The organism is Streptomyces sp. NPDC006261 (assembly GCF_040613515.1).
In the GTDB taxonomy this organism is placed as follows: Bacteria; Actinomycetota; Actinomycetes; order Streptomycetales; family Streptomycetaceae; genus Streptomyces.
In genome coordinates, this window is record NZ_JBEXSI010000041.1 from 1 (window position 1) to 12,767 (window position 12,767).

At 72.2% G+C, this 12,767-nt stretch carries 11 protein-coding genes; 6 read left to right on the top strand and 5 right to left on the bottom strand.

Annotated elements, in window-relative coordinates; all coding sequences use genetic code 11:
* The coding region (locus ABZ154_RS24565) for a septum formation initiator family protein (protein ID WP_356835961.1) at nucleotides 1-414 on the bottom strand (414 nt) is incomplete at its 3' end.
* 19 nt (nucleotides 415-433) lie between these two features.
* Nucleotides 434-1,399: a 16S rRNA (cytosine(1402)-N(4))-methyltransferase RsmH gene (rsmH, locus tag ABZ154_RS24570; RefSeq protein ID WP_356835963.1), complete on the bottom strand. Its 966-nt coding sequence runs from the start codon at nucleotides 1,397-1,399 to the stop codon at nucleotides 434-436.
* Nucleotides 1,400-1,826: 427 nt separating this feature from the next.
* On the opposite strand from rsmH, the gene ABZ154_RS24575 reads away from it, so the two are divergent.
* The 4 genes from ABZ154_RS24575 (at nucleotide 1,827) to ABZ154_RS24590 (ending at nucleotide 7,447) form a co-directional block, all read left to right on the top strand.
* Nucleotides 1,827-2,390 carry a carbonic anhydrase gene (locus ABZ154_RS24575; RefSeq protein WP_356835965.1) on the top strand — a complete coding sequence of 188 codons (564 nt, stop codon included), beginning with the start codon at nucleotides 1,827-1,829 and terminating at the stop codon, nucleotides 2,388-2,390.
* 208 nt (nucleotides 2,391-2,598) lie between these two features.
* Nucleotides 2,599-3,651, top strand: a complete 1,053-nt coding sequence (locus ABZ154_RS24580; RefSeq protein WP_356835967.1) for a MoxR family ATPase — start codon at nucleotides 2,599-2,601, stop codon at nucleotides 3,649-3,651.
* Nucleotides 3,651-5,030, top strand: coding sequence for a DUF58 domain-containing protein (locus ABZ154_RS24585; RefSeq protein ID WP_356835968.1), 1,380 nt, complete (start codon nucleotides 3,651-3,653; stop codon nucleotides 5,028-5,030). The genes ABZ154_RS24580 and ABZ154_RS24585 overlap by 1 nt, the downstream gene beginning before the upstream one ends.
* Nucleotides 5,027-7,447, top strand: a complete 2,421-nt coding sequence (locus ABZ154_RS24590) for a DUF3488 and transglutaminase-like domain-containing protein (RefSeq protein ID WP_356835970.1) — start codon at nucleotides 5,027-5,029, stop codon at nucleotides 7,445-7,447. The genes ABZ154_RS24585 and ABZ154_RS24590 overlap by 4 nt, the downstream gene beginning before the upstream one ends.
* 156 nt (nucleotides 7,448-7,603) lie before the next feature.
* On the opposite strand, the gene ABZ154_RS24595 is transcribed toward ABZ154_RS24590, so the two are convergent.
* From ABZ154_RS24595 to ABZ154_RS24605, 3 genes are all read right to left on the bottom strand, one after another.
* Entirely contained in the window at nucleotides 7,604-8,008 is a 405-nt protein-coding gene (locus tag ABZ154_RS24595) for a DUF3040 domain-containing protein (protein ID WP_356835972.1), read from the bottom strand.
* Nucleotides 8,009-8,310: 302 nt separating this feature from the next.
* A complete protein-coding gene (locus ABZ154_RS24600) occupies nucleotides 8,311-9,069 on the bottom strand; it encodes a methyltransferase (RefSeq protein WP_356835974.1) in 759 nt (252 codons plus the stop codon).
* 125 nt (nucleotides 9,070-9,194) lie between these two features.
* Entirely contained in the window at nucleotides 9,195-9,722 is a 528-nt protein-coding gene (locus tag ABZ154_RS24605; RefSeq protein ID WP_356835976.1) for an SAV_6107 family HEPN domain-containing protein, read from the bottom strand.
* Between the two features lie 196 nt (nucleotides 9,723-9,918).
* Here ABZ154_RS24605 and ABZ154_RS24610 point away from each other — a divergent pair, with 196 nt between their 5' ends.
* Both ABZ154_RS24610 and ABZ154_RS24615 read left to right on the top strand, forming a co-directional pair.
* Complete coding sequence (locus ABZ154_RS24610; RefSeq protein WP_356835978.1) at nucleotides 9,919-10,689, top strand: ATP-binding cassette domain-containing protein; 771 nt, start codon at nucleotides 9,919-9,921, stop codon at nucleotides 10,687-10,689.
* Entirely contained in the window at nucleotides 10,661-12,748 is a 2,088-nt protein-coding gene (locus ABZ154_RS24615) for a YhgE/Pip domain-containing protein (protein WP_356835980.1), read from the top strand. Before ABZ154_RS24610 ends, ABZ154_RS24615 begins: the two co-directional genes overlap by 29 nt.
* The last annotated feature ends 19 nt before the right edge of the window (nucleotides 12,749-12,767 follow it).

Below are 12,767 nucleotides of genomic sequence, written 5' to 3' on the forward strand. Positions count from 1 at the left end.
CCACTCCCAGCAACGGGAAGTGTCACCAAGGTCACGGTCAACTTTCGACCAGAAGCGTTCTTCAATTTCCACTAGATTCAAGGTCCTTAGGAAGGCGGGGCTGCCGCCGGGGACCATGCCGAGTTCCCGGGCGCGGCGCTCCAGGGCGTCGGGCTGGGAGTAGCTGTCGACGTCGCGCTGGAGGGCCTGCTGCTCGTCGGTGAGCTCGGTGGTGTCCCGCTTGAGCTTGCTGAGCCTGAACGACCCTTCGTTGAGCGCGGAGTTCAGCAGGAGCAGGGTGATCAGTCCGCCGCCCAGGAGGAGCACGACCAGCAGGACGAAGGGGGTGCGGGCCGCGCTGCTGGGTGACGCGGACGGCATCAGCCGGGCGAGCCGTCCGGCCCGCCCCTTCAGAGATGCGGCCGGCCTGCTCACCGCGGGCCCCCCGTGGTGCTCATCGCTCGTCCTCCCGGATGCGCTGGGCGCCGCGCAGCCGGGCGGGGGCGGCGCGCCGGTTCTCGGCGATCTCGTCCTCGGTGGGCAGTTCCGCGCCCCGGGTGAGCAGCTTGAGGCGGGGCTGGTAGCGCTCGGGGACGACGGGCAGTCCGGGGGGCGCGGTGTTGGCGGCGCCGGCCGCGAAGACCTGCTTGACCAGCCGGTCCTCCAGCGAGTGGTAGGACAGGACGGCGATCCGGCCGCCGACCGCGAGGCTCCCGACGGCCGCCGGAATGGCCTGCTCCAGGGCGCTGAGCTCGCCGTTGACCTCGATGCGCAGGGCCTGGAAGGTCCGTTTGGCCGGGTTGCCGCCGGTACGCTTGGCGGCCTGGGGCAGGGAGTCGCGGATCAGCTCGACGAGCCGGGCACTGTTGCTGAACGGCTCCTTGTCGCGCTCGCGCACGACGGCGGAGACGATCCGCTTGGCCTGCTTCTCCTCGCCGTACGCCCGCAGGATCCGCACGAGCTCGCCGGGCGGGTAGGTGTTGAGCACCTCGGCGGCGCCGATGCCGGTGGACTGGTCCATGCGCATGTCGAGGGGGGCGTCCTGGGCGTACGCGAAACCGCGGTCGGCCTCGTCGAGCTGCATGGAGGAGACGCCGAGGTCGAAGAGGATGCCCTGGACCTTGGGGACGCCGAGCCGGGCGAGGACGTCGGGGAGCTCGTCGTAGACGGCGTGGACGAGGGTGGCGCGGTCGCCGTAGGGGGCGAGCCGCTCGCCCGAGAGCCGCAGGGCCTCCTTGTCGCGGTCCAGGGCGATCAGCCGGGCGGTGGGGAAGGCCTCCAGCAGCGCCTCGCTGTGGCCGCCGAGGCCGAGGGTGCAGTCGACGACCACGGGCTCGGGGCGGGCCGGGTCCTGGAGAGCCGGGGCCAACAGGTCCAGACACCTCTGGAGCATCACCGGGACGTGTCGGGTCTGGCTCAATGCGCCCTCTCAGGCTCTGTCCCGCGCGGCCGGTACGTACGTCCTGGTCCCCGCCCGCTCTGAAGGGGAGGTCTGCCGGCGCCGGGGAAGGGGCGTCGGCCGACCGAGAGCGGGAGAGGGCCGGGCCGCACGTACGCCGCACATCACGGGGGAAAAACGGAATATGCAGGAGGTGCAGGGTGTGCGGAGTGAGGGTGGTGCGGGTTCGAGGTGGTGACTTCGCGTTACTTTAGTCCACCCTGCCATTCGATCGATTCGCGATCAACGAACCGGGCAGCGAGTCGCGCCACCCGTCCGGAAGCGGCGACCTCACCCGAACGGACGCGTTCCCTGGTGCTTGTGGGTTAGCTCACAACAAACCGCGTTGATGTTCTTTGTCCGCTCTCACAGCACCCCCGGGCCAGGTGGGAAGGCTAACGTCGTCACCATGTCGACTTCTGCTCACTCCCCCGCCCTGTCCGTGACGCCCGCCGCCGCGGCAGTCCGTGAGGGGGGCCAGGTCACCGATCAGCTGGTCGCGGCGAACTCCACGTACGCGAAGGACTTCCGCGACCCCGGCATGGACGCCAAGCCGGTCCTCCAGGTCGCCATCGTCGCCTGCATGGACGCCCGGCTCGACCTGCACGCCGCGCTGGGTCTCGAACTCGGCGACTGCCACACCATCCGCAACGCGGGCGGTGTCGTCACCGACGACGTGATCCGCTCGCTCACCATCAGTCAGCGGGCGCTCGGCACCCGCAGCATCGTCCTCATCCACCACACGGGCTGCGGCCTCGAATCCATCACCGAGGAGTTCCGGCAGGAGCTGGAGCGCGAGGTCGGCCAGCGGCCGGTCTGGGCGGTGGAGGCCTACACGGACGCCGACCAGGACGTGCGTCAGTCGATGCAGCGGGTGCGGACCTCGCCGTTCCTCCTGCACACCGACGACGTCCGCGGCTTCGTCTTCGACGTGACCACCGGCCTGCTCCGCGAGATCCAGCCCGCCTCCTGACCTCCACCCGCTCCGCCCACCCGGCGAAACACGGCAGAGACCGACATATCGCACCCACTTATCCACAGGCGAGTGACACGAAGCGGTAACGGCAACAAGAATGCGTGGGTGACCTCCCCCGGGCCGTCCGGAGGAGCGTCCGTATTTCGGGGTGGGCCGGGCGGGTAGGTGCGCCGGCCCGTGCGCAAGAAGGGCCGAGGAGGGCCGGGTGACGACCTATGACGATCGAGCGAGCCTCACAGATCTGACCACCACAGCGGAGCGGGTGCGCAGGTCGGTGGAGGGTGTGATCGAGGGCAAGCCTGAGGTCGTACGGCTTTCGCTGACCGTGCTGCTCGCTGAGGGGCATCTCCTCATCGAGGATGTCCCCGGGGTCGGCAAGACGATGCTGGCCAAGGCGCTGGCGCGGTCCATCGACTGTTCGGTGCGCCGCATCCAGTTCACGCCGGATCTGCTGCCGTCGGACATCACCGGTGTGTCGATCTTCGACCAGCAGCGGCGCGAATTCGAGTTCAAGCCCGGTGCGATCTTCGCGCAGATCGTGATCGGCGACGAGATCAACCGTGCCTCGCCGAAGACCCAGTCGGCGCTGCTGGAGTCGATGGAGGAGCGCCAGGTCACCATCGACGGCAAGACGTACGCGCTGCCCGACCCCTTCATGGTGGTGGCCACCCAGAACCCGGTGGAGATGGAGGGCACCTACCCGCTGCCCGAGGCCCAGCGCGACCGCTTCATGGCCCGGGTCTCCATCGGCTACCCGAGCCCGGAGGCCGAGCTGCAGATGCTCGATGTGCACGGGGGCCTCTCCCCGCTGGACGACCTCCAGCCGGTGGCGCACGCCCACGACATCGTGAAGCTGATCGACGCGGTCCGTACGGTGCACGTCGCCGACGCGGTGCGCCGGTACGCGGTGGAGCTGGTCGGGGCCACCCGCAGCCACCCGGACCTCAGGCTCGGCGCCTCGCCGCGCGCGACGCTGCACCTGCTGCGCGCCGCGAAGGCCTCGGCAGCCCTCAGCGGCCGCGACTACGCCCTGCCGGACGACGTGCAGGCCTTGGCAGCGCCCGTGCTCGCCCACCGGCTGCTGCCCACCGCGCAGGCCCAGCTGAACCGCCGCACGGCGGAGCAGGTGGTGCTGGAGATCATCCAGCGCACCCCGGTCCCGACCTCGGCCGGTGGCCCCGTGCCCCCGGCGCAGGGCGCGCACGACCCGGGCCGCCCGCTGTACGGCCAGCAGCAGCCCGGCACCCGGCGGCTGTGATGACGGCCGGCGAGCCCGGCGCCGTGCAGGACGGCTCCAGCAAGGGCGGACTGCGCGCGGCTCTCGGCGGGCTCACCACGCGGGGGCGCTCCTTCCTCGCCGCCGGGGTGGCCGCCGCCGTCTGCGCCTACGTCCTGGGCCAGGCCGACCTGCTGCGCGTCGGGCTGCTGCTGGCCGTGCTGCCCCTGGTCTGCGTGATCGTGCTCTACCGCACCCGTTACCGGGTGACGGGGACCCGGCGGCTGACGCCGTCCCGGGTGCCCACGGGCTCGGAGGCCCGGGTGCACCTGCGGATGGACAACGTGTCCCGGCTCCCCACGGGGCTGTTGATGCTCCAGGACCGCGTGCCGTACGTGCTGGGGCCGCGGCCCCGGTTCGTGCTGGACCGGGTGGAGGCGGGCGGCCGGCGCGAGGTGTCCTACCGGGTCCGCTCCGACCTGCGCGGCCGCTACCCGCTGGGTCCGTTGCAGCTGCGGCTCAGCGACCCGTTCGGGATGTGCGAGCTGACCCGTTCCTTCAGCGCGTACGACACCCTCGTCGTCATCCCGCGCACGGTCCCGCTGCCCGCTCTGCGGCTGGCGGGCGAGGCCTCGGGGTACGGCGACGGGCGCCAGCGCTCCCTCGCCCTGGCCGGTGAGGACGACATCATCCCGCGCGGTTACCGGCACGGCGACGACCTGCGCCGGGTCCACTGGCGCTCCACCGCCCGTTACGGCGAGCTGATGGTCCGCCGCGAGGAACAGCCGCAGCGGGCCCGCTGCACGGTGCTGCTGGACACCCGGCAGGTCGGGTACGTGGGCGCCGGGCCCGACTCCGCGTTCGAGTGGGCGGTCTCGGGGGCGGCCTCCGCACTGGTGCACATGCTGGAGCGCGGCTTCGCCGTACGGCTGCTCACGGACGACGGGAACGCGGTGCCCGGAAACGGGTCCGACGGCTTCGCGGGCTCGACCCAGGAGTCCGCGGACTCTGCGGGGCTGATGCTCGACACGCTCGCGGTCGTCGACCACTCCGACGGGGGCGGGCTCTCGCGCGCCCACGACGTGCTGCGCGGCAGCAACGAAGGCCTGCTGATCGCGTTCTTCGGCGATCTCGACGAGGAGCAGGTCTCGGTGGCGGCCCGGATGCGGCAGCGCACCGGTGCCGCGGTCGCCTTCGTCCTCGACAGCGCCCGCTGGTCCGGCGGCGTGGAGCCCTCGGCGATGCCGGCCGCCCCGGCCGAGGAGCGGCTGCGGCAGATGCGCGAGGCCGGCTGGATCGTGGTGCCCGTACCGCCCGGGGCCGAGCTGCCGGCGCTGTGGCAGCTGGCGGGCCGGACGCGCACCGACACCGAGTCCGCCGGGAACGGCGGTTCGACAGGTTTTCCGGGGGGATGGTCATGAGCGGGCGTGCCCGGCTGGCGCTGTGCGCCTTTGCGGCGACACTCCTGGCGTCGGGGGCACTGCTCCCGCTGGTGGAGGGGTCGGGCTGGCTCGTGCAGGCGGCGCTGCTGCTCGGGGCCCAGGGCGGGGTGGGCGCACTCGCCCGGCGGGTCCCGCTGGCCCGGTCGCTGACGATCGCCTCCCAGGCCCTGGTGACCCTGCTGCTGCTGACCGTGGTCTTCGCGCGGGACCAGGCCCTGTTCGGTGTGGTCCCGGGCCCGCAGGCCGTCGTACGGCTCGGTGAGCTGCTGGTGGCGGGCGGGGAGGACATCGGTACGTACGCCATCCCGGCCCCGATGACGGACGGCATCCGGCTGATGGCGGTCGGCGGGGTGGTGTCGATCGGGCTGGCGGTGGACGCCCTGGCGGTGACCTTCCGCAGCGCGGCCCCGGCCGGACTGCCGCTGCTCGCCCTGTACTCGGTCGCCGCCGGACTCGGTGACGGCAGGACGGGCTGGCTCTGGTTCCTGCTGGCGGCCTGCGGCTATCTGCTGCTCCTGCTGGCCGAGGGCCGCGACCGGCTCTCCCAGTGGGGGCGCGTCTTCGGCGGTGCCAACCGGTCCCCGGGAGGCCTGGCGGACGGCCTGTCCGGCCGCGGCGGCGGTGCGTCCGCACCGGTCCGTACCGGGCGGCGCATCGGTGTGCTGGCGCTGGGCATCGCCCTGGTGGTCCCCCTCGCCCTGCCCGCCCTGGACAGCGGTCTGCTGGGCGGCCGGGGCGGCGGGAGCGGCAAGGGCAGCGGCGGCGGCACCATCACCGCGGTGAACCCGCTGGTGTCGCTCAAGGACAACCTCAACCAGCCGGAGAACCGGGAGGTGATGACCTACCGCACCAACGCCCAGGACCCACGCGACCTCTATCTGCGGATCATCTCCCTGGACGAGTTCAACGGCAGCGAGTGGCGCTCCTCGACCCGCCGTCTGACGGATGTACCGGACCGCCTCCCGCAGCCTCCCGGTCTGGGCCGGGACGTCGACGTCACCGAGATCCGGACGAACATCTCCTCCTCGCCCTCCTACCAGCAGGACTATCTGCCGCTCCCCTATCCTGCGAGCGAGGTGGGGATCGAGGGCCGGTGGCGGTACGAGCCGGAGGGCCGCACCCTCATCGGCGACGACGGGCAGAACACCGGCGGCGCGCAGTACGAGGTCTCCAGCCTGATCGTCGAGCCGACCGCGGCCCAGCTGGCGGCGGCCGGACCACCGCCGGAGAAGCTGCGCAGCGAGTACACGCAGGTCCCCGACTCGCTGCCGAACGTGGTGTCCGAGGAGGCCGACAAGATCACCGAAGGCTCGGCCAGCGCCTACGAGCGGGCCGTGAAGCTCCAGAGCTGGTTCGCCTCCGAGGGCGGCTTCACGTACAACACCTCGGTCAGTTCGGGGACGGGCTCCTCGGCCATAGCCCGGTTCCTCCGGGACAAGAAGGGGTTCTGCATCCACTTCTCCTTCACGATGGCCGCGATGGCCCGGACCCTGGACATCCCGGCCCGGGTCGCGGTGGGGTTCACCCCGGGTACCCTCCAGGCGGACGGCTCGACCTCGGTCGGGCTGCGCGACGCGCACGCCTGGCCCGAGCTCTACTTCGAGGGCGTCGGGTGGACCCGGTTCGAGCCCACCCCGAGCCGGGGGTCCACACCGACGTACACCCTGCCGGAGACCCCCACGGGTGGTGCGAGCGCCCCGGCGCAGCCGTCGGCCGGTGCCTCCACCGCCCCGTCCGCAGCCCCGTCCGCCCCGGAAAGCTGCTCGCCGCAGATGCGCCGACAGGGTGAGTGCGGTCTGTCCGCCGCGCCCGGCCCGACGTCTTCGACCGAGGAGGGCACCCCGGCCGGGACGGTCCTGCTGGTGGTTCTCGGAGCGCTCCTGGTCCTGCTGCTGCCCCTGCTGCCGCTGCTCTGGCGGATCCGGGCCAGAAACCGGCGGCTCGGTTCCGGGGGGCGTACGCCCGCGGACGCGGCGACCAGGGCCCTGGCGGCCTGGCAGGAGATCACCGACAGCGCCTGGGACTACGGCATCGCGCCGGACGAGTCACTGACGCCCCGGAAGGCGGCGGCCCGGATCGTGCGTCTGGGCGGGCTCGACATCATGGCGGCCGAGGCCGTGCACCGGATCGCGGGTGCGGTGGAACAGGTGCTGTACGCCCCCGAGCCGCGCCCGGCGGCCGGTCTGACCGAGGATGCGCTGACGGTACGGGCTGGGCTGGAGGCCTCGGCCGGCCGGGGCGCACGGCTGCGGGCGAGGCTGGCACCCCGATCGGCCGTCCGGGTGACCTGGGCGGTCTCGGACCGGTGGGCGGCGCTGGTCCAGCGGTGGACGGACCGTCCGGGGCGGGGTCGCTGGACGGCCCGGTGGCGCAGGCTGTCGCGCCAGCACGGCTGAGGGGGCGCGCGCCCGGCACGGACGTCGAGGGCGCGACGCGGTGCGACGGCTGAGGGGCGGCGCAGAAATGCGGCCGCCCCTCACCCATCAGTGTCGTACGTCGTACCAAGCACGGCTCGCCCCGCCATGAGCGCCGGAGCCGGGCCGCAAAGGGTCTTACTTGCCCTGTTCGTCGCGGCGGCGCTGCCACCGTTGCTCGATGCGGTTCATCATCGACCGACGTTGTCTCGGTCGGCGGCGCGAGCCGCTGTCCCCGCTGTCCGCGGCGGCCTGCTGTTGTTCACCGGGCTTCGGCGCCTTGCGCCATCCGGTGACCGCGAGCACGGCACAGCCGAGCATGACGAGGAACCCCACCACGCTGATCCAGATCTGCTGGGCGACCATTCCGGCCATGAGGAGCGCGATACCCACCAGGAAGCCAGCGACCGCCTGGTAGACCCTTCGTCGGGTGTACGTACGCAGCCCGCTTCCCTCAAGCGCTGTCGCGAACTTGGGATCTTCGGCGTACAGCGCTCGCTCCATCTGCTCGAGCATGCGCTGCTCGTGCTCCGAGAGCGGCACGGGATCCTCCTCGTCGTCGGCCGCGGGGGCGACCGGTATGCGGCCCTTCCAGGATAGGCAGGGATTCGCCCCCGTGAAACCCGCCCTCTAGCGTTCAGCCAGTCCGGACCGCCATGTCGGCTCGGCTGCTGAGGCGTAGATTCCCCGACGACCGATCCGTCATGCCGGATGGTGTCACCCGATCATACGGGGCTCCTGCCCGCTACGGGGCTCCCGAGTCCCACTCCGTGCGCAGCTTCGTTGCTGATCAGCCCCGTACCGGCCCTCACGGAGGCTCACGGGGGCCGGTTCACCCGGCTGGTTCAGGGGCGCTTCTCGCCGAGAACGTGCAGCTGGGTCGCGACGGAGTGGAAGGCGGGCAGCTCGGCGACCGCGGCTTCGAGCTTGAGGAGCGCCTCCACGGCACCGGGCTCGGTGTCCACCAGGACGCCCGGCACGAGGTCGGCGAAGACCCGCACGCCGTGCACGGCGCCGACCTCCAGTCCGGCCGAGGAGACCAGCTCGGCGAGCTGCTCGGCGGTGAAGCGGCGAGGCACCGGGTCCCCCTCGCCCCAGCGGCCCGACGGGTCGGCGAGCGCGTGCCGGGCCTCGGTGAAGTGACCGGCCAGCGCACGGGCCAGGACGGCCCCGCCCAGGCCCGCGGCGAGCAGGCTGAGGGCACCGGAGGGGCGCAGGGCCGCCACCGCGTTCCGTACGCCCTCGGCGGGGTCGTCGACGTACTCCAGGACGCCGTGACAGAGCACCGCGTCGAAGCCGCCGCGCTCCACGACGTCGAACAGGCCGAGGATGTCGCCCTGGACGCCCCGGACGCGGTCGGCGACCCCGGCCTCGGCGGCGCGGCGCTCCAGCGCGAAGAGCGCGTTGGGGCTGGGGTCGACGACGGTGACGCGGTGGCCGAGCCGGGCGGCGGGGACCGCGAAGTTGCCGGTGCCGCCGCCGGTGTCCAGAACATCCAGGGCGTCCCGGCCGGCCGCCTTGACCTGACGGTCCAGAGCGTCCTTCAGGACCTCCCAGACCACGGCGGTACGAAGGGAGGCGCGGGGGCGCAGCTGGTCCGACACGGCAGATGACTCCTCGGCACGGTGCCGCCTGGGACGGCGGAGCGTGAACAGTGCGGGTGGTGGTGTGAGCGTTGACCACCCTATTGCCTCGCGCCGCCGTCCCGGTCATCCGGCACCCGCCCGTCTCACCCCGTGGCGGGCCTCCCCGGCCTCGGCTGCGGGAGCACCGGCTGGAGGACCAGCAGCCGCTCCACCAGGCGCAGGAACTGTGCGGCGTCACGCAGCAGGTCGTCCGCGTCCCGGTCGCCGGCGGCGCCGGGCATGCCCGCCTCCGCGCGGGCCCGGCGGGGCGCTCCGGAGGCGAAGAGGTCGCTCCAGTCGGTGAGTTCGGGAGCTATCTCCGGGAGGACCTCCCAGACGCTCCGGATGCGGTCGCGGTGGCGCTTGTTCGTCTCGGGGCGGCCACGGGCGGCCAGCACGGCGGCCGCCGTGCGCAGGGCCGCGAGGTGGGCGGTGGCGTAGCGCTCGTTCGGTTCGTGGAGCACGGCGGCCTCGTCCAGGCCGTTGCGGGCCTTGGCGAGCAGGTCGAGGGCGGCGGGCGGTGCCGTGGTGCGGCGCAGCACGGGGTGCACATCGTCGGCGGGACCGGTCAGTGAGGGGGCAGGGCTGCCTGCGCGGCGCCGCGGGGCGGCGGCTGCGGACGAGCTGGCCATGACGAACCTCCTGTCGTCGTGTGACGGCTCCGTGGCCGTATGTGTCCATGGTGGCGGCTCCCACTGACAATCGGTCAGAACCCTTCCCTGACCTGCCGTTTTGCTTCGAGCGCGAGTTCGGGCTAACTTTTTGTACTGACCGGTCAGTGTAAAAGAACGACCGGGTCGGATCACGGACGAGATCAGGGGAGGGTCTGTGGAAAGCCCGCACGGTGCCGCGGTCGGCGCCGAGGACTTCGGACTCAGGGGGCCGCGCGGCTGGGCCTTTCGCAAGGTGGGGTTCAGCGCTCCGCCGGGGTCGCTCGTCGCCGTCGAGGGGCCGTCCGGCTCCGGGCGCACCTGCCTTCTGCTCGCTCTGACCGGCCGCATGCGCGCCACCGAGGGCAGCGCACAAGTCGGCGGCCTCGAACTGCCCCGTAAGGCCGCCGCCGTCCGCAGGATCGCGGCCCTCGGCCCGGTGCCCGGCGTCAGCGAGCTGGATCCGGCCTTCACCGTCGCCGAGCATCTGCGCGAACGGGCCCTGCTCCAGGGCCGATACGGGTCCTCCCTGCGCACCCTGCTCCGCCCGCGCGCCGAGCGCCGGGCCACCGCCCGGGCCCGGATCGACGCGGCCCTCGAAGCCGCGGGGCTCGACCCCGCCACCCTTCCGAAGGCTGAGCGGACCTCCGTGAGGGATCTGGAGCGGCTCGAAGCGCTGCGGCTCTCCGTCGCCCTCGCGCTGATCGGCACTCCACGGCTCCTCGCCCTGGACGACGCCGACCTCAAGCTCTCCCCCGCCGAACGCGCCGACGCCTGGGCACTGCTGCGCTCCATAGCCGATTCCGGCACCACTGTGCTCGCCGTGTGCAGCGAGGCCCCTGAGAACGCCCAGGTCGTCCGTACCGCACCCGCCGCCGAAGACGCCCCGGCCGCACCCACCACCGAAGAGGAGACGGCCGATGCGTTCGCCGAAACTGGCCGCGCTTGAGCTGAGGCGGTTCCGCAGGGGGAAGCTGCCGGCCGCCGCGCTGGTCGCCCTGCTGCTCCTGCCGCTGCTCTACGGCGCCCTGTACCTGTTCTCGTTCTGGGACCCGTACGGCAATCTCGACAAACTGCCCGTCGCCCTGGTCAACAACGACAAGGGTGCCTCCAGCGACGGCAAGCGCGTCAACGCGGGGGACGAGATCAGCGACAAGCTCCTCGACTCCAAGGTGTTCGCGTGGCATGAGGTGAGCTCCGCGGAAGCGGACAAGGGCGTCGAGGACGGGACGTACTACCTCTCGCTGACGATGCCGTCCGGCTTCAGCAAGAAGATCGCGTCCAGCGGCGGGGACTCACCCGAGACGGGCGCGCTCCAGGTGCGGACCAACGACGCCAACAACTACATCGTCGGGCAGATCTCCAAGACCGTCTTCGGCGAGGTGCGCAACGCCGCCTCCACCAACGCCTCGCGGGGCTTCCTGGACCGCATCTTCGTCAACTTCTCCGATCTGCACGACAAGACCGCCGACGCGGCCAAGGGCGCCGACGAGCTCAAGGGCGGCATATCAAAGGCGAAGAAGGGCTCCAAGGAGCTCGCGGACGGCCTCAAGGACTCCAAGGCGGGCAGCAAGCGGCTCTCCGACGGGATCGTGAAGCTGAACACCGGGGCGGGCGAACTCGCCTCCGGGTCGCGGCAGGTGGCCGGCGGCACCCAGGCACTGGCCGACAAGGTCAACCAGATCGCCGGTGACGCCCGTCCCTTCTTCAAGGACAACGGGAAGGCCATCGGGGACACCGCCCGCCTGGTCGCCGACGGATCGAAGACCTGGCGCGCGGAGCTCGACCGGCTGGTGGCCGCCGCCCCGACCGCGGCCGCCGACGCCCGCACGGCCTCCGACGAGCTCGGCGGGATGTACCGCACCCGCTGCGAGGAGGCCGCCGAGCCCGACGCGGCGTCCTGCCCCGCGCTGAGGAAGGCCAGTGAGGCGGCATCCGACGTCGCCGTGGTCGCCGCCGACGTCAGCAAGGTGGTCACCGGCCAGGGGGGCGAGCTGAAGAAGCTCAGCGCTCATCTGGCCGACTTCCAGAAGCAGGCCGAGGCGCTGGCCAAGCGCGCCCCGACCCTGGACGGCGACCTGGAGAAGGCCGTCAAGGACGTCAACGCCCTCAACACCGGCGCCCACAAGGTCGCCACGGGCGCGGCGGACCTGCACACCGGCCTCGGCAACGCCCGTACCGGCTCGGCCGATCTGGACACCGGCATGGGCAAGCTCAAGACGGGCGCCGAGAACCTCGACGGCGGGCTGTTCCGGCTCGGCGACGGCTCGACCGAGCTCGCCCAGGGACTCCACGACGGCGTCGACAAGATCCCCGACTACGACAAGAAGGACCGCGACGCCCGGACCGACGTCATGGCCGACCCGGTGAAACTGGCCTCCAAGTCTCTTCACGCGGCACCCAATTACGGCACCGGTTTCGCCCCGTACTTCATCCCGCTCTCCCTCTGGGTCGGCGCGATGGTCGCGTACATGATCATCCTGCCGCTCAACAGGCGGGCGCTCTCCACCGGCGCCTCCGCCTGGCGGATCGCCTTCGCCGGCTGGCTGCCGGTCGCCGCCATCGGCATCCTCCAGGTCGGCGCCCTGATGGCCGTCCTGCACTGGGGCCTGGGCCTGGAAATGGAGCGCTCGGCCGGGACGATCGCCTTCCTGGCCCTGGTGACCTGCTGCTTCGCCTCGATCGTGCAGTGGCTCAACGCCTGCTTCGGCGCGGCGGGACGCATCCTGGTGCTGGTCGTGCTGATGCTCCAGCTGACCTCGGCCGGGGGCACGTACCCCGTCCAGACCAGTCCCGGCTTCTTCGGCGCGATCCACCCGTACCTGCCCATGACGTATGTCGTCGAGGGGCTGCGCAGGCTCATCACCGGCGGCCCCCTCGGCCCGGTCTGGCTTGGCTGCGCGGTGCTGGGCGCCTTCACCGTCGGCGCCCTCACCCTGACCGCGTTCACCGCGCGCCGCAAGCAGGTGTGGAGCCTGAGCCGGCTGCACCCGGAGCTGAGCCTGTGAGCGCGCCGGAAGCTGGGAG